Annotated in this window: 13 protein-coding genes; 6 read left to right on the plus strand and 7 right to left on the minus strand. The window is 63.6% G+C overall.

Annotated elements, in window-relative coordinates; genetic code table 11:
- Positions 1-35 precede the first annotated feature (35 nt).
- Positions 36-395 (plus strand): helix-turn-helix domain-containing protein, encoded by a 360-nt coding sequence (locus UC34_RS17070; protein WP_017234237.1) that lies wholly within the window; start codon positions 36-38, stop codon positions 393-395.
- Positions 396-516: 121 nt separating this feature from the next.
- On the opposite strand, the gene UC34_RS17075 is transcribed toward UC34_RS17070, so the two are convergent.
- Both UC34_RS17075 and UC34_RS17080 read right to left on the minus strand, forming a co-directional pair.
- Positions 517-1,473 (minus strand): LysR substrate-binding domain-containing protein, encoded by a 957-nt coding sequence (locus UC34_RS17075; RefSeq protein ID WP_044456499.1) that lies wholly within the window; start codon positions 1,471-1,473, stop codon positions 517-519.
- 10 nt (positions 1,474-1,483) lie between these two features.
- Positions 1,484-2,203, minus strand: coding sequence for a TetR/AcrR family transcriptional regulator (locus UC34_RS17080; RefSeq protein WP_052811106.1), 720 nt, complete (start codon positions 2,201-2,203; stop codon positions 1,484-1,486).
- A 789-nt stretch (positions 2,204-2,992) separates the two neighbouring features.
- Here UC34_RS17080 and UC34_RS17085 point away from each other — a divergent pair.
- The 3 genes from UC34_RS17085 to UC34_RS17095 all read left to right on the plus strand — a co-directional run bounded on the left by UC34_RS17085 (position 2,993) and on the right by UC34_RS17095 (position 4,627).
- Complete coding sequence (locus tag UC34_RS17085) at positions 2,993-3,436, plus strand: hypothetical protein (protein WP_044456501.1); 444 nt, start codon at positions 2,993-2,995, stop codon at positions 3,434-3,436.
- A gap of 184 nt (positions 3,437-3,620) precedes the next feature.
- Positions 3,621-3,887 carry a glycine zipper 2TM domain-containing protein gene (locus UC34_RS17090; protein ID WP_237165136.1) on the plus strand — a complete coding sequence of 89 codons (267 nt, stop codon included), beginning with the start codon at positions 3,621-3,623 and terminating at the stop codon, positions 3,885-3,887.
- A 158-nt stretch (positions 3,888-4,045) separates the two neighbouring features.
- On the plus strand, positions 4,046-4,627 hold the full coding sequence (locus UC34_RS17095; protein ID WP_052811107.1) for an EF-hand domain-containing protein: 582 nt from the start codon (positions 4,046-4,048) through the stop codon (positions 4,625-4,627).
- A 124-nt stretch (positions 4,628-4,751) separates the two neighbouring features.
- Here UC34_RS17095 and UC34_RS17100 read toward each other — a convergent pair whose 3' ends face one another.
- The 4 genes from UC34_RS17100 to UC34_RS17115 all read right to left on the minus strand — a co-directional run bounded on the left by UC34_RS17100 (position 4,752) and on the right by UC34_RS17115 (position 10,111).
- Positions 4,752-6,119 carry a DUF3100 domain-containing protein gene (locus tag UC34_RS17100; RefSeq protein WP_157123224.1) on the minus strand — a complete coding sequence of 456 codons (1,368 nt, stop codon included), beginning with the start codon at positions 6,117-6,119 and terminating at the stop codon, positions 4,752-4,754.
- Positions 6,120-6,565: 446 nt separating this feature from the next.
- Positions 6,566-8,080 carry an aldehyde dehydrogenase family protein gene (locus UC34_RS17105; protein WP_044456503.1) on the minus strand — a complete coding sequence of 505 codons (1,515 nt, stop codon included), beginning with the start codon at positions 8,078-8,080 and terminating at the stop codon, positions 6,566-6,568.
- A 139-nt stretch (positions 8,081-8,219) separates the two neighbouring features.
- The gene (locus UC34_RS17110) at positions 8,220-9,251 is read right to left on the minus strand and encodes an NAD(P)-dependent oxidoreductase (protein ID WP_335645763.1); all 1,032 of its coding nucleotides are present in this window, start codon (positions 9,249-9,251) and stop codon (positions 8,220-8,222) included.
- Positions 9,212-10,111: a VOC family protein gene (locus UC34_RS17115; RefSeq protein ID WP_044456505.1), complete on the minus strand. Its 900-nt coding sequence runs from the start codon at positions 10,109-10,111 to the stop codon at positions 9,212-9,214. The genes UC34_RS17110 and UC34_RS17115 overlap by 40 nt, the downstream gene beginning before the upstream one ends.
- Positions 10,112-10,320: 209 nt before the next feature.
- Between UC34_RS17115 and UC34_RS17120 the strand changes: the two genes are divergently transcribed.
- Positions 10,321-11,250: a LysR family transcriptional regulator gene (locus tag UC34_RS17120; RefSeq protein ID WP_044456507.1), complete on the plus strand. Its 930-nt coding sequence runs from the start codon at positions 10,321-10,323 to the stop codon at positions 11,248-11,250.
- Between the two features lie 554 nt (positions 11,251-11,804).
- Complete coding sequence (locus UC34_RS17125) at positions 11,805-12,869, plus strand: porin (RefSeq protein WP_044456508.1); 1,065 nt, start codon at positions 11,805-11,807, stop codon at positions 12,867-12,869.
- A gap of 130 nt (positions 12,870-12,999) precedes the next feature.
- On the opposite strand, the gene UC34_RS17130 is transcribed toward UC34_RS17125, so the two are convergent.
- The gene (locus UC34_RS17130; RefSeq protein WP_167370669.1) at positions 13,000-15,897 is read right to left on the minus strand and encodes an autotransporter family protein; all 2,898 of its coding nucleotides are present in this window, start codon (positions 15,895-15,897) and stop codon (positions 13,000-13,002) included.
- Positions 15,898-16,480: the final 583 nt, after the last annotated feature.

Here is a 16,480-nt window from a genome sequence, read left to right on the forward strand (position 1 = left end):
CTCCCGATCCACAACTAACGACACCGGTCAGGACTATGGCTTACTCGAACACGCCTTCGAATCCCTTCCGCTGGCTGCTCTCACAGGACACCGGCGCGCCGCCGCCGGCCGAGCCGGCGCACGTCAAGAACGGTCTGCCTGCGGATCTTCCGCTCAATATCAAGGAGTTGCCACGCACGCCGCTTCCCAAGCTGGAAGTGTTTCCCGACGAACTGCTGGCGTTACGAAAACATCTCGGCATGTCGCGCAACGTCTTCGCGCATTACCTGCGCACGAATCCCCGTACGCTGGAGAACTGGGAGCAAGGCCGGGCGCGGCCGAACGCGCAGGCCGCCTGCCTGATCCGGCTCGTGCAGCAGAACCCCGGACTGGTTTCGTCGCTCGCGCGTCTCTGAATCATGCAGGGGCCGCCGTGGTCCGGCGCATGTGGCGGACCACGACGAAAAGGGGCATACCGATCGATCGTCGGTACGCCCCTTTTCTTTTGACCTGATTTTCCGAAATACCGGTGAATGGCTACGGCTCGAGTCCGCACACCTCGCGCAGACACGCCACGAATCGCGCACATGCGGGACTGGGCGACTTGTCGGCGCGCAACGAATAGCCCACGTCGCCGAAGCTGCCCGGCATCGTGTCGGCCAGCACCCGCAGCAACCCGGATTCCACGAACGGCGTAGCGGCTGCGCGCGGCATCAGCGCCACGCGAGGCGTCTCGAGCATCAGACCGATATTGGTCAGCACAGAGAGCGACTCCACGACATCCTCGGGCAGCGCGAGTCCGGCATCGTGAAACAGTCGCTCTGCGGCCAGGCGCGAGGGCGACTCGGGCACCGGCAGAATCCACGCCTGCTCGCGCAATTGCGCGAGCGGCACGCGCTCCGGCAAATGCGACCAGTGGCGCTCGCCGCCGATCACACTGAGCGATTCGTTAAAGAGAATTTCGTGCGTCAATGCAAAGGCGTTGGCCACCGGCAGCGAGCGCTCCGGCAACCGGCCGACGACGATATCCAGATCGCCGCTCGCCAGCGCCGGGAACAGTTGCGCCGTGGTGGCCTCCCGCACGGTAACGAGCACGCCCGGCGTGCGCGCCTTGAGCATGGCAATCGTGCGTGGCAGCAAATCGGCGGCGGCCGAAATGAGGGTGCCGACGATCACGTGACCGCTGGTGCCCGCGCTAAACGCGTTGACCTCGTCCGTCAGATACCGCAGTTCGGCCATGAGCGACTTCACGCGGTGGCCCAGCAGCTCGCCCAGTTCCGTGGGCTGCATGCCGCGATTGCTCCGTACGAAGAGCGGTCCTTCGAAGCAGGCTTCGAGCTCATGCACGATCTTGCTCACCGCGGGCTGCGTGAGACCGGTTTCGTTGGCGGCGCGCACGAGCGACCCCGTTTCGAGCACGCGGTCGAAGACCTGAAGCTGGTGAAACTTGAGCTTTCGTCCGAGATTGAGGGCTGCCCAGGGAAGGGATCGCATCGGCGGTATGTCAGGCCGCCGCCGCGGAACCGGATGCCGCAACCGGATCCGTTCCCTGCGTCATCGACGCCGAATCACCGGACTTGCCCACTTCGGTCACCTGGGTCGCCCCGGTCGCCCCAGTCGCTTCAGTCGAGGGCGACGCTTGTGCGCCCTCCCCCGACAGGAACGCCGCCACGTACTCTTCGAGCATGGCCACATCCGGCAGCGAGGCGGGGTTCACGTGATAGTTCACGAGGCAGCCATCGAAGGTCAGCACGAGCATATCGATCAGACGCGCCCGCCGCACGCTGTCACGCGCCAGACTCGGCGCGCTTGCCGCGAGCATCGCCGACAGACGTTCCCGAAACCACTGGAGCAGCGACGGATCGTAGGGATCGCCAGGACTCACGGTCGCCAGCGCCTGCACCAGATTGTGCGAGAAGCCATTGTCGAGCCTCGGCGTCTCGACCAGCAGGCCGTTGAGTAGTGTGCGCATGCGCTCGTGTGCGCCGTGGAGCGCCATCACCTCGGCTTCGAGCGCGCAAATGCGCGCCTTGAACCATTTGTCGTAGACGCAGAAGAAGACTTGCAGCTTCGCGGTGAAATAGCTGTAGATGTTCGCGTGCGAAATACCGGCACGCTTGGCGATCTGCACCATTGTGGTGTCGACATACCCTCGTTCCTGAAACAGGGCATGCGAGGCTTCGAGAATGGCGAGACGAATGTCTTCTTTCTTGACTTGTGGCATATGTGAGCCTGCACGGTTGGGCCGGGCACCTCGAAACAAAAATTCTCAACTTCCCTCAACTTCCACCAGCGCCGACGGGAGGGTCAGCGCGCACAGTATGCCAGCGCAAACGCAGCTTGCGGCGAAAACTAAGCGCAAACACTCCCCCGGACTTTCCCGATAGTTCAACGCATACCGCGTGGTTTGCGATGACAGACATCGCGTTATGCGTCGTCTGATCGCACAGTCCACGCACGCGGGCAGGTCAGGCGATGAGGAGAGTTTTGATACGCATATATTTCAAAATTGAACAATTACGATGTCATGCATTGGTGCGTCCGACGACGTTCGCATCGCCGGTCATTTCATATACGCGAGCGAATACCACGGCGAATATGCATCGATGTGCGCGCGCCGAGCGTCAGTGCCAGTACGCACTATGCGTTACCGCTTGCCGCTTACCGCTTACCGCTTACCGCTTACCGCTGCCCCTCGCCGGTGGGCACGAGCTCCCATTCCTCACTCCCTTGCCTCCTCGCGTGCAGCACGATGAAGTGCCCCACCTGCCCATCTCAGCGCGCAGATGTAAGACATTGCCGACAGCGCATTCCTACATTAATTCGGAGTCCATCGTACCTTTCGAATGAGATGTGCACCGCAACATGCTCGCCAAGGCCCGTCATGCGGCGCATTCACGGGCGATTACAAAGACTTACAAGATCGAGCGATCCAAAACCCGCAATTTGCGTCCAATTTCCGTAAATCCATGATGACGGCGGGCGGGACGAACACCGCTCTCGAGAGGAGGTCATGATGAAAGTGAACCATGCAGGGGCTGTCAATCGAGTGGCGACACGCGACAAGCGGTTAGCGGTTGCGAAAGTATCCGCGGCACTCGCACTGAGCACGATGGTGCTCACGCTGGCGGGTTGCGCGTACGACGCACCGCCGCAGCCGCGACTGCCGTATCGCGGCCCCGAGAGTACGAATCCGTCGTACCCGTCGCAGCCCAATTGCGGGCCGCCGCCATACGCACCGGGTTCCGCTTGCAGCCCCTATGCGGCGCCGCCGTCATCAAGCGCGCCAGGCGCCGATGCGTACGGTCGCCCTTATCCGCCGACCGATGGTTACGGCCGCCCCTACCCGACCGACGCGCAGGGCCGTCCGTATGCGCCACCGCCGCCGGCGTACCGCGAGTCGAATCCTGCCAACGGTGCCCCCGTGCCGGAGAACGGGTCGGCGACCGCGCATTGAGCGCAAGGACAACGCAAAGCTGAATGGCGCGGCGCCCAGGGTGCATCGCACGGCATTGCGTGGCACCAGGCAGCACCGCGCAGCACCGCGCAAGCGGTAGTGAGTGAATGACAGACCGCACCGGATCGTTGGTGCGGCCTGCGATTACCCGGGGCAAAACGCCCCATTGAAGGAGCCATACGTCATGAAAACCAAACAACGATGGGTCTCGCACATCTCGAAACTTTCGCGCTCGGCGGCGCCCGTCATCGCCGGGGCCGCGCTCATCGGCACGCTGGCCGGGTGCGGCGGTATGACGCCACGCGAATCCCGTAATACTGCGGTGGGCGCCGGTGTGGGCGCGCTGGGCGGCGCCCTCATCTCGGGCGGCGATCTGGGCACGACCGTGGGCGGCGCCGTGGTGGGTGGCGTGATCGGTAACGTCATCACCGACGATCGCCACCGCCGCTGATCGTGTTCGACGCGCGGGCGCCTCGCGCCCACGCGTCGTATCCCTGCGGTCTTTCACACGGCATCTCGGCCATGGCGTCCCACGATGGCCCCTTTGCGGGGCGTCGAAGCCATGGCCCTTGCCGACGTCATAGCTCAAGACATAAGGAGAAGCGAGACATGACACCCCAAGACACACTCCGCCAACGTACGCTTCGAACGCTCCGTGCACTCGATCAGCGACGCTTCGGTCGTCGGGCGCTCGCCGCCGCGACACTATGCGCCGGCGCCGCAGCCCTCTCGCTCGCGGCCATGCCGAGCTTTGCGCAGGGCACCCCGCCGATCAACGGCGTCGTGCCGACGACACCGTCACCGCCCCCGCCGCCGCCCACCAGCGGCCCGGACTATGGCGACGCCGCAGACCAGAACGCGGCCCTGGGGCTGTACCTGCAACGTTCGTTCGATGCCATCGACACCAACCGCGATGGCCGGATCGACCGCAACGAATGGGCCGCCTATCAACGCAGCCAGTTGCAGGCTCGCCGGGCAACGTTCGAGCGCTACTTCAAGGCAGCCGACAAGGATGGTGACGGGTACCTGAGCCGTCAGGAAGCGGCAGCCTCAGAGCCATTCCTTTATCAGCATTTCGACGAGATCGACGCCAATCACGACGGCAAGCTCTCGCCCGCCGAAATCCGCAGCTTCTTCCGCCGCTACTACCACGAGCGAGAGCAAGCGGACGCAGCGACGACCAAGCCGTAGGCGATCGTCCCCACAGCGCAAGCCACACAGACAAGAAGGGCCGGAACCTGTTCGATACGGGTTCCGGCCCTTCGGCTTTCACGCTGCGCGCAACCTGTCACCGTTGCGCGCTGGCGGCCACGCCTTAAACGTGGAAGAACTCGGCGATGATCGCGGCGCCGAGGAACGTGCCGGCGTTCGCGAGGAACGACACGACCACGATGCGCCAGCCCAGACGACGGAATGCCGGCACATCCTTGGCGACCGACAGACCGGCGTAGGTCAGCATCGGGGTCACAAGCGCCAGGAAGTTGATCTTGCCCGTGAACTGCTCGACGACCGGCGCGAACGGGAAGGCCGGCGAAGTCAGGAACATGGCGATCAGCGACACCCAGCACACGGCCGGCACCTTGCGGCGCGTGACGAAGTACAGCACCTCGCCGACGATCACGGCCCCGATGATGATCAGCATGCCGGGCACGCCGTCGAGGAACGGCGTCTTGAAGGCCATGCTGTTACCGACCAGCGCCAGGGCGCCCGAGAAAACCCACGCGAACAAACGCGCACCGAAGTTCATTTCAACGGTATGCGCCTTGCTGGCTTCCTTGAGTTCCTTGGCGGCTTCGGCGTCTTCCACGGCAGCGGCTTCGGCGTTGGCACGGCCGCGCTTGCTCATGCGACCCAGCACCGGTTCCATCACACGATAGCCCCAGACGGCGAGCGGCAGCGAGATGAATAACGTGAAGTAGGTGCCGATGGTTGTCGTGATCAGGTTCGACGCCGCAGCAAAGGTGGCGACTTCCTTGGCGACTTCCGGCGTTTGCTGTGCGGCAATGGCGCCGGCAGCGGCCGCCATCATCGAGCCCGAGCCCACACCGGCGCCCATGGCGAGCGAGTGCGGATGGAACAGATTCAGGCTGGCGACGAAACCGGCGAACAGCGAAATGAACACGGCGCCGAAGATGGTGCCTGTCAGGTACTCGGCCAGCACGCCGCGCCCTTCCGGCGAATCGAAGCCGTACTTTTCACCGATGATCGCGAGGCTCGGTTCGCGGCCCACGGAGAACGTCGCGCCAATGGCCTCACGCTTGATGCCGAGCATGAGCGCTACCGGCAGCCCCAGAATGATCGTGCCCACGAAGTGGCCGAACTCCTGGAACACGAGCGCCCACCCGGCGGCCACGAGCTTGGGCAGCGAGCCGCCCACGAGCAGACCCAGCTTGGCGACGAACAGCAGCAGCGCCGGTTGCAAAATGGCCGCGGCCTTGTGCTGCATCGGCAGGTCGATCTGCGCGAAGCGCGGCAAACGCGCTTGCGACAGGCCCAATGCCGCGCCGAGCAACAACGCCCAGACCATCGGCAACAACACGATCTTGCCGTGACCGGCCTTGATGCTGATCGCACCGATGAGCTCCGCAATCACGAGGATCACGATCGCCCACACATACAGGCGCACGCCATCGCTGAAGGCGCCCCCTTGCGGCTTGGCCGCTTTTTGTTCCATGACTGCCATCTGGGTCTCCACTGCACTTGCTATTGAACCGGTCCGATGCCTGACGCGCCCGGCTAACCGGCGCTTTGGCGAACATTTCGGCGATGAAGGAAGTTCGGCACGCCATCCGTCAGGCCCCGAGACCCGCAGACTTTTCCCACACAACGGGAATGTACACCCCGCCATGTTGGCACGCCTTGGTGACAGCAACAGCACGCCGCGCCGAACCACCCGAGGGCGGCATTATACGCGGTCAAAAACCCCGTTTCGGCCGCCAATCCCGCAGGCTGAAACGGTCGCACGCCGAACGAGGTCTCACGACCGGCGTCCGGCGCACTTTCTACGCTTTTACGATGCGTTCACACCACATTCTCACGAACTGAACGCATGATGGCAGCACATCGCCGAGGGAGTTGGCAGCGACGCGACGCCTCGCCGCCGCCCCCAGGCAAAACGACTCACCCGGCTCAGACGTAGCCAAACGGCGTGGCCGGATTGGCGGCCGTCTCAACCCACACGCTCTTCGTCTGGGTGTACTCGTACAGCGCCTCGACGCCGCTGGAGCGACCGTAACCGCTGTGGTGGTAGCCACCGAAGGGCGACGCGACGTTGATCGTCTTGTAACCGTTGATCCAGAACGTACCGGCGTTCACTTGCGACGCGACACGGTGCGCGCGGGCCACATCCTGCGTCCAGACGGCGCCTGCCAGACCGAATTCGCTATCGTTGGCAATCGCCAGCGCCTCCTCCTCGGTGTCGAACGGAATCGCCACCACCACCGGACCGAAGATTTCCGTGCGCGCCACGCCCATGGCGTTATTGGCATCGGCCAGCACGGTCGGGCGCACGAAGAAACCGCCCTCGCTGCGTTGCTGCGAACCGGCTGCGAGGCGCGCACCGCCTTCGACGCCGGCGTCGATCATGTTCATCACGTGCTGATATTGCGTGCGATTGCAGATCGGGCCGACTTCAGTGGTGTCGTCGAGCGGGTTGCCCACGCGGATCTTCTCCGCACCGCGTGCGAGCATGTCGATCATCTGGTCGTACACGCCACGTTGCACCAACAGACGTGAGCCGGCCACGCAGCTCTGACCCGCGCTCGAGAAGATGGCGGCCTGTGCGCCCAGGCATGCGCGCTTGAGGTCGGCGTCGTCGAACACGATGTTGGCCGACTTGCCCCCCAGCTCCAGCACGCTCGGCAGCAGACGCTGCGCGGCGGCCGTGGCGATCTTGCTGCCCGTGGCCGGTGAGCCGACGAACACGACCTTCTTGACGACCGGATGCGAGATCGCGGCTTGGCCCGTGGTGTGGCCGTAACCGGCGAGCACGTTGATGAGACCGCGCGGCACGCCAGCCTGCTCGGCCAGTGCGGCCACGACGAGCGAGCTGGCCGGGGTCAGTTCCGAGGGCTTGAGCAGCACGCCGTTGCCCATGGCGATGGCGGGCGCCAGCTGCCAGCCACAAGTGAAGACGGGCGCATTCCACGGGGTGATCTGCAACACTACGCCCATCGCTTCGCGGCGCGTGTAGTTCAGGTGCGTGCTCGGCACGGGAATCACATCGCCGAAGAACTTGTCGGTCCAGCCGGCGTAATACTCGAACATCTCGGCCACTTTGCCGACTTCGCCACGACAATCGCGGATCGGCTTGCCCGCACCGATGGATTCGAGTTGCGCCAGCGCCTCGGCGTGTTCGCGAATCTTCGCGCCCACGGCCTGCATCACACGGCCCCGGGCGGCGTGCGTAAGCGCCCACCAGGTCTTTTGCGCGGCTTGCGCGGCGTCGGCGGCTTGCGCCACGACATCGGCGCCGGCGTCGCGATAGGTCAACACCGCCTGGCCGGTGGCCGGATTGACGATCTCGATGGACGTCTCGCCGCGGCCTTCGACCAGTTCGCCGTTCACGAACGAACCGAGGGTGGTGGCGTTGGGGAAGAACTTCGCGAATGCGCCGAGCAAAGCGGCGGCTTGTTGGTCTGCCATGAAAAACTCCGTACTCACAGAATGGCGCGTCGCTATCGTTGCTATTGTCGCTGTCGCTTCGGTGCCATACACCGACAGCGCATCCTCAGCGACGCGTCATGTCGTCAAACAAAAAGGAATGCAGGGGTGAACGTCTCGGCTACGCGCGGCCCGGCTCGATGAACTGCACGATGCGGTTGAAGTCTTCGTCGTCGCCCACGCTTGCGGCGCTTGCGGCCCACAGTCGGCCGACTTCGGCCGACAATGGCCCGGTGGCCAGCGTACCCGTTTGCTCGGCCAGCGCCATGGCCAGACGCACGTCCTTGCGCATGAGCTTCATCGTGAAACCGGAGTCGAAGGCGTCGTTGAGAATCCACGTCGGATAGTTGGTTTGCGTCACGCCGCTGCGGCCCGAACCGGCATTGAGCCCTTCGAGCACCTGCTCCGGAGCTACGCCGGCGGCCTTCGCCAGACGCATCGCTTCGCCCGCCACCACCAGGTGCGCGGCGCACATCAGGTTGTTGATGAGCTTGGTGACGTGACCTGCGCCCACGTCACCGATATGCACCCGCTTGGCCGACATGGCAGCAAGTACCGGTTCGATACGGGCGATGTCGTCGGCAGCGCCGCCCAGCACCATCGTGAGTGCGCCGTTGAGTGCGCCCTTCGGGCCACCCGACACCGGCGCGTCGACCAGCGCGATCCCCTTCTCGCGCAACGTGAGCGCCAGCTTGCGCGTGCTTTCCGGATCGGCCGTCGACGTGTCGACCACGATCAGGCCTTCACGGCCGTTCGCGGCAATACCGTCGGCACCGTTCACCACGGCTTCGACGACTTGCGACGTGGGTAGCGACAGCACCAGGGCGTCGGCTTCGCGAGCGAGTTCGGCGACCGACGCCCGCAGGCCGATCCCGGCCTCGGCCAGCGCGGCGCCGGCAGCCGGCGACGGGTCGAAACCGAGCACCGTGAAACCGCCGCGCTGCAACGACAGCGCCATGCCGCGTCCCATGTTGCCCAGTCCGACCACTCCGATGATTTTCATGTTCACTCCAGATTGACTGCGAAGATGACGCCGCCCCCACGGGCGGCGCCGCGTTGCTTCGTCCGCCGGGACATCCGGCCGACGCGTGGATATGTCAGGGAATCGCCGCGCTAGTGGTTCACGAACTCCAGCACCACGTTTCCGGCAAATTCGGGTTCGACCACCAGCCCATGCTCGTTATAGCCGTAAGGCACGCCGTGCGCCCGCCACAAGGCTTCGATGTGCGCCAGATCCGGCGCCAGCAGGGTGATCGCCACCGCATGGGTACGCATACCCTGCGCCATCGGCAGCCCCACCGCAGCGTAACGCGCTTCGGCCCACTGCAACGACATGGCGCGCAGTTCCCCGCACCCGGTGTCCGCCACGGCGCCGCCTTCATAGAGATCGACGTGACGCGCGCCGTACAGTTGCTGCCAGCGTGTGGCGAGGGCGCGCAGCGACACGGCATCCGGCGTCACATAGGTAATGCCGACGATGCCCGTCACCCCATTGGGATGGCGTTGCCACTCGGGTATCCAGATCAGGTCGGGGCGATGCTGATGACAGATGACATTGGACGCGTCGCCCAGCGATTCGTCGATGAACAGGCCGAGCGAGACGACGGCCTCGTCGGGCGTGCCATCGGGTTTGCACATCGCACGCCGAAAATCGAGCAGGCCTTGCGTGCGTAGCCCGGCCTGCACGAGGCGGCCGTGGTCGGCGCGGGCGTCTTGACTGTGGAGTGCGACGAGCGACACGCCCTCTTCGCGGGCGAGAAAACTGCCGAGGTAGCGTCCGAAGCAGAAGTCGCCGACGGCGTGGGCGCCGAACTTGCCGGCGTTGTCCACGCCGATCAGTTCGATAAAGTTCTCGCCGAACATCATGAGCGATGTAACGGTGCCCCACGGGTGATACGACACCGGCGACGGCGCGAAGCCCATGCGCGCGTAATGCGCCAGGCGCCGCGGGTGGTCATGCACGGTGACCAGCGGATGATCGATACCGAATCGCGTATTGCGCGGAGGAATCATCGGGTGTCTCCGAGGGGCCGTCGAGTCACGACAGGTGAGCTCGGGCCGCATCAAAACTGGCGCGGAATCGGGCCACCGACACCGGGCCTCGCCTGGGTTCGTTGCCCGGCGTCGGGGCCGATCCGCATGCATCGCAGTGTGGAGTGAAAAAAAAGGACGCTCAATGACAACGCTTGAAGATTTTTGTTCTAATTATTAGTCTTTAGGGTATGACACCTGCCATCAATGAAAGCCGCCTGTCTTATCTCTACGAGGCCGTTCAGTGCGGCACGGTGCGCGCGGCCGCCGACAAACTCGACATCGCGCCCTCCGCCGTCAGCCGCCAGATCGCCTTGCTCGAGGCGGAACTGGCCCTGCCGCTGATCGAGCGCCACAAGCGTGGGGTGCATCTGACGCAGGCCGGACGCCTGCTCATGGAGTACTACCGCGAACAACGCGCCCACCAGGAAGACCTGCTCGCCAAACTGCAGGAAGTGCGTGGGCTGCGGCGCGGGCACATCCGGCTCGCCGTCGGCGAAGGCTTCGTCAGCGACCTGATGGGCGCGCCGTTGCAGTACTTCTGCAAGCGCTACCCCGACATCACCCTGACGCTCGATCTGGCCGGCACGAACGAAGTCATGCGCCTTGTCGCGGAGGACGACGCCGACATCGGCCTCGTCTACAACCCGCCCGCCGAGTCCAAGATCGTCTCCCGGGCGCAAATGGCACAGCCGGTTCACGCGATCGTCGCGCCCGGCTCTGCGCTCGTTGCCAAGGCGAAAGCCACCGGCGCCGTGACGCTGGACGCGCTGTACGACACGCCGCTTGCCCTCATGCATGGCTCGTACGGCACGCGTCAATTGATGGCGTTGGCCGAACAGTCCGAGAAGCATCGGCTCGCCGCCGCCGTCACGACCAACTCCATCTCGGTGCTCAAGCATTTCGTGCGGGCCGGGCTCGGCGCGACCTTCCTGCCCACCTTCGCCGTGTCGCAGGAAATCGACGCCGGCCTACTGAGCGCCGTTGCCATCGACCATCCCATTCTGAATCGTGCGGAGGCCCACCTGATCACCCGCGCCGGACGCCGCCTGTCGGGCGCGGCCAATCGCCTGCTGACCCATCTGGCGAGCAAAATGGAAGCCTTCGGCGCGCCTGACTGACGCTGAAGTCGGGCAGGCTTGACGCAGACCGGAACGCTGACTGCAACGCTGACTGAAACGCCCGACTGAAACCCGTCGACCGAAATTGCCGGCCCGACGGCGCGCGCCTCAGGTCGTTTCGGTTGCTGGCGCGCAACAAACGCGGCACTAAGCCTTTCCCTTATATTGCGGACCGAAAAATTCGGATATAAAGAAGCCAATCAGGCGAACGGGCGTTGTTTGCGTCGCAGTACGAGACAACCCCGTCCCGACATTCATTCCGGTCGCATGACCATGCGCGAACCGCGCTCGGCTGCCGACCCTACGCCAGTGGACTGCCATGAATACGATCTCTGAAAACCAGAGCGTGACGGCATCACTCGCAACCGGCCGCGTTCCCCCATGCGGCGCCCGTTGCCCCGGCGTTCCCGCTTGCCGATTTCTCGTCACTCGTAACGAAATTTCAGGCTTTACCGACGATGTTGCGTGCCGCCCCCGCTCGGGCAACGCGCGACGACGACGGTCATAACCACGCAAAGAGGTGCGGGGCAAAAACGCAACCTGGGGAGCAGATCATGAAGAAGAAGCTCATTGCAGCGAGCCTGCTTTGCAGCATCGGCACGTTTGCGCACGCGCAATCGAGCGTGCAACTCTACGGCCGCGTCGATGGCGGCTTTCAGTTCATGAACAATTTGCAGGACGGTAACGGCGGCACTGCCTCGCGCTGGAGCGCGCAGGGAGGCGACTATGGCACCAGCCTGTTCGGCCTGCGCGGCTATGAGGACCTCGGACGCGGATTGCATGCCGTATTCAACCTGGAAGCCGGCTTCCAGTTGATGAACGGCTTCAACAATAACGGCTCGGGTTCGCTGTTCGACCGCCGCGCGCTGGTCGGCCTGAATTCGCGCTCCTGGGGGCAACTGACCCTCGGTCGCAACCTCTTCATCAGCAACGGGGTCTGGGATTTCGATCCGTTCCAGCAGCAGGCCTTCTCGTCGGCTTCGCTCGTACGCGGGCGTAACTGGCCGCAGGCGAGCAACACCGTGAACTATCAAAGCCCGAACTGGTACGGCTTCGATGTCGTGGGCCAGTACGCATTCTCCAACATCGCCGGCCAGTTCAATAACGGACGCGGCATGGGGGCGCAACTGACCTATACGCACGACCGCTTCCAGTTGCGCGCGTTATACGACGAAATTCGCGACACCAATGGCCGCTTTACCGACGTGTTCGCCACGTCGCGCGAGTATTTCGCGGGCGCGAACGTGTTCCTGAACCGCTTCACGATTTCGCTGGGCTACACGCACATGGCCGCGCCGGATGCCCCCGCGCCCGACTTCGCCACGCGCGCCGACCACTACTGGGCCGGTGTGAAGTATCAGGCGACGCCCGTGTGGGCCGCGAATGCCGCCGTGTACCACGTGAACGTGCCCGGCGGCTTCGGGCATGCCACCATGTTCGAACTGGGCACGACGTACAACCTCTCGAAACGCACCTTCTTCTACGGCACCATCGCGTACGTGAAGAACAGCGCCAACCAGAGCTTCTCGGTCGCGGCGATTCCCAGCGATTCGCTCGACAACCCGCCCGCGGGCAAGAGTCAGACTGGCGCGTACATCGGGATCTCGCATTCGTTCTGAGCTCACGCGGCATCGCGCGCAATCCTGCGTCGTTCGCCCAACGACAAACCGCCCGGCGTTCACCGGGCGGTGACTTTTTGTCGATGGACTTCGGACGGCGGGGTCCGAAGCAGCCGCGTCGGAAAGTACGTCAGAAGCGGTACCTCGCGCTGACGCCGCCGGCGACGGCCGTTTCACCGGCACGCAGGCTTAGATGGCCACCGACGTGCATGTTGAGTTGCCGGGTCACGCGGATGTCGGCCCCAAGGTCTGCCGTAAAGATGTCGCGACCGAGTTTGACACCGTTGACGGTGAACGCGCGCGGCGCGCCGTAGATGGCGTTCGTCACACTGCCCTGCGTATCGCCGAACTCATGTTCGTAGGCCAGACGCAACGACGGGATCACGCTGCCGCCTGCCGTGTTGACCAGTTCGCGCCATAGCCGCACGCCGGCGATGACGCGCCGCGAGTTGCTGACCTGCGGGCCGACATGCAGGCCGTTGTTTCCCTGACCGGCGTCGCGGTCGGTTTCGTCGTAGCCCCCCAATCTGGTGTACGCGAGTCGCATGCCAAGGAAGGGATCGACGTTCATCCCACCCGCGATCACGCGCTGCCCGACTTCCCCGAAGATGCCGAGGGTACGGCCACCGGTCTTGCCGGACACGCGCGCCACGGCGTCACGCGCGGCGACGCTCCGGTCGCTCGTCACGTTGTGGTTGGCGAAGAACGCGCCGCCGTTGGCGAACCAGCGGGCATCGCTCAGATACGAGCCGTAGAGGCCGACGCTGGCGCTTCGGATACGCGTGTCGCCGGGCAGATCGTTCGCCCGAGACGTTCGCGTGCCCAGACCGAACGAGGCACCGATCAGCGCGTTGCGGTTCAGTCGCCGGTCGACACCGAAGGCGCCGTCGATGCCGCTGGTCGAAAAGGCCATGCCGTTGCCCTCCTGATTCGCGCCCGCTCCCTTGAATGCGCCCCAGACGGCTGTCCCGTGGTTCGCGACGTCCCCGGCACGCTGGCCCGTCGTCGTGTTGCAATCGGGCATCGAGCCCCCGGCGAGCATGCGGGTCTGCATGCTCGCGCGAAATGCGTCGGCGGCACTGTCGGCCGCGGTAGCATTGTTCACGAGCGATTCGCCGGAGAGCATGCGCGCGGCGCGCTGTTGCTCGGGGGAACCGGCGGGCAGCAGGACCATCTGCCCAAGCACGCTTCCGCCGACGCGGCCCGAGACGATGTCGTTGAGCGTGACACCCTGAAGCGACGCGAGCACGCCCTGCTCGCTGCCCGTGTAGGGTGCGTTGGGATCGAGGAAGCCGATCCCCTTGTTCGGGTCGATGATGACCGAACCGTCGTCACCACCGCCGTCGTCGTCCGGTCGCGTGGGGATACTGCCGTAGTCGACTTCGCCAAGTTTCACGTTGGCGTCCTTGCCGGGAACGACGACCTGAATCTTCTTCTCGTAAAGTTCTTCGGGAGTCACCGAAGCATCGGCGGGCCGCAGCACGATTTTCGTTTTCGTAAAGTCGCCGTCCTTGTTCACTTCCAGCGTGCCGCGCTGGATACCGTCGGCGTCTTTCCTGGCGTCGGACAGGATTTTGGCCTTGTCGCCGTTGGACTCGTAGGAATCGATCACGAGCTTGTAACCGTTGAGCCTGAGCGTGCCGGCGTTCTCGAATTTCTTGACGTCGTAGACGTCATTGGCCAGCGAGATCGTGGCGGGCTCGGCGAGCGTCAGCAAACCGGTGCCGAGTGCGTTCCTGTGAGCAGCGGTGAGCGTACCGTTCTCGACGTTCAACGTATCGATGCCGCGCTGGTCCCCGCTGAAAACAAGGTGACCGGTGCCGACTTTGGCCACGTGAGCGCCGTGTTCTACCACTGCACCGCCGTGAATGCTGCCGCCGAACATGTCATCGCGATTGAGCGCACCCAGCTTGAGCGTCTTGCCGGCAGTGACAACCTCGCCCGTCCCCGACAGCGATCCGATCGTCACAACGTTGATGGTGTCGGGCGCGCCTGCGCCTGACGACTTCGTATCCGCCAGCGTGAGCGAACCGCCATCCATGTCGATGCTGGCCGAATCGGCCGTCGTGGCGCCGGACAGGTTGGTCGTCCCGGCAGTGTGCAGATGCAGCCGGTCCAGAGCGGTGTCGTGGAAAACGACGATCGCGCCCTTGTGGTTCTCGATGTCCGCGTCGCTCACTTTCGCCTTGAGAAAGCCTAGTGCGCCATCGTTCGAAATGACGACATTCCGAGCATCGGCCTCGTGGAAGCCGGCAACGCCGTCCTTGAGAATCGCGATCTTGCTGTGGCCGGCGTCGGATCCCTTTTCGAAATTCAACTCGCCATGCTTGCCGACGATAATCTTGGCGCCCCCTGCGCTCGTGCCTTCCTGAAAGGCGATCTGGCCGCCTTTGTCGCCCTCGGCGAACGGCTTGTCCTGTGTGGCGCCCGCGGTGAGAACAATGCCTTCGGCGTTGGCGTCGATGCCCTGGCCCGCCGCAAAATTAAGTGCCCCGTTGGTACCGACGGCGACGGTGAGCGAGGCATCGCCCTCGATGCCCCGATGAACGTTCAAAGTGCCTTCGTTGACCAGGACGGTGTGCTTCGCGGCTTCGATCGCGCGAACGGTGCCGACGTCTCGCGTGGCGTTTTGTGCCCCGGCAATGGCGTCGGACACCTCTGCCGAGCGTGACGTGATTTCCAGCGTGGCGTCCTTGCCGATGAACGTCTCGCCCGGCGCCGGAACGTTTTCGTTTTTGAAGTCGATCTGGTTCTTGTCGTTCCACGTCAGCACGCCGTCGGCGCTCTTGGCGGCGTCGGTGGTGGCAGCGTTCAGTTGATAGGTCGCCTTGAGCGTATCGAGGTCGGTTTCGCTGCCAACGGCATTCCACCGGTCCCGCTTGTATGCGATCAGCGCCTTTTCGCGCTCGGCGATATCGAAAGCCTTGTTGGCGTCGTGCCATTTCCCGTCGTTGTTGGAAAGCTCCCCGAGAAGCGCGTTTCTTGTCGTTTCGTCGAAGGTGTCGCCGCTCTTTCCCACTGCATTCACGGTTTTCGACAAACTATCGAGGTCCGTTGCCAATTGCCTGTCCCAGGCCGGCGGATTTCCTTTTGCCAGGGCATCCGCTTTTTCCTTGATTGTTTTGGCAAGCTCCCTGAGCAAGGCAATCTTTTTATCCACGGACTCGGAGCTTGTCATGACGATCTTTATCTGATCGCCGTAATCCTGCAATACGTCGTTACTCTTTTTATAATTTTCCTTTTCTTTCGCATTCGCGCTCGCAATTTCGTTTTTCGCATTCAGATCATTGACTCTCGTTTCCTTTTCATTCTCCCAACCATTTTGGGGCGCTTGAGAAAATGCATACACCGGCGTCCCTGCCATCACCACCGCCGCCACAGCCAAGCAGATACTTGTCTGACAACGAGCATTAGACTTCGGACGGTTCCCTTGCATTGGACAACTCCTTTTTCAATTCGCCTCAAATGATGATTTCCCTCATCACGCTTCAGACGATGACTTGAAAGCCACCCTCGTTCCGGCAAATTCTAGGAGTCGATTTATCTCAATCTTCGTTATTCAATATCGCTTTGATACTTAACCCACCGGCGTTAATTTTCGTTAAATCAAC

Origin of the sequence: Pandoraea vervacti, from assembly GCF_000934605.2 — a bacterium.
Classification (GTDB): Bacteria; Pseudomonadota; Gammaproteobacteria; order Burkholderiales; family Burkholderiaceae; genus Pandoraea; species Pandoraea vervacti.

Excerpts from the sequence above, each read along its gene's own strand:
- UC34_RS17105 (WP_044456503.1), bottom strand. The coding sequence starts at position 8,080 with ATGGCAGACCAACAAGCCGCCGCTTTGCTCGGCGCATTCGCGAAGTTC.
- UC34_RS17100 (WP_157123224.1), bottom strand. The coding sequence starts at position 6,119 with ATGGCAGTCATGGAACAAAAAGCGGCCAAGCCGCAAGGGGGCGCCTTC.
- UC34_RS17070 (WP_017234237.1), top strand. The coding sequence starts at position 36 with ATGGCTTACTCGAACACGCCTTCGAATCCCTTCCGCTGGCTGCTCTCA.
- UC34_RS17080 (WP_052811106.1), bottom strand. The coding sequence starts at position 2,203 with ATGCCACAAGTCAAGAAAGAAGACATTCGTCTCGCCATTCTCGAAGCC.
- UC34_RS17075 (WP_044456499.1), bottom strand. The coding sequence starts at position 1,473 with ATGCGATCCCTTCCCTGGGCAGCCCTCAATCTCGGACGAAAGCTCAAG.
- UC34_RS17125 (WP_044456508.1), top strand. The coding sequence starts at position 11,805 with ATGAAGAAGAAGCTCATTGCAGCGAGCCTGCTTTGCAGCATCGGCACG.
- UC34_RS17095 (WP_052811107.1), top strand. The coding sequence starts at position 4,046 with ATGACACCCCAAGACACACTCCGCCAACGTACGCTTCGAACGCTCCGT.
- UC34_RS17085 (WP_044456501.1), top strand. The coding sequence starts at position 2,993 with ATGATGAAAGTGAACCATGCAGGGGCTGTCAATCGAGTGGCGACACGC.
- UC34_RS17115 (WP_044456505.1), bottom strand. The coding sequence starts at position 10,111 with ATGATTCCTCCGCGCAATACGCGATTCGGTATCGATCATCCGCTGGTC.
- UC34_RS17120 (WP_044456507.1), top strand. The coding sequence starts at position 10,321 with ATGACACCTGCCATCAATGAAAGCCGCCTGTCTTATCTCTACGAGGCC.
- UC34_RS17090 (WP_237165136.1), top strand. The coding sequence starts at position 3,621 with ATGAAAACCAAACAACGATGGGTCTCGCACATCTCGAAACTTTCGCGC.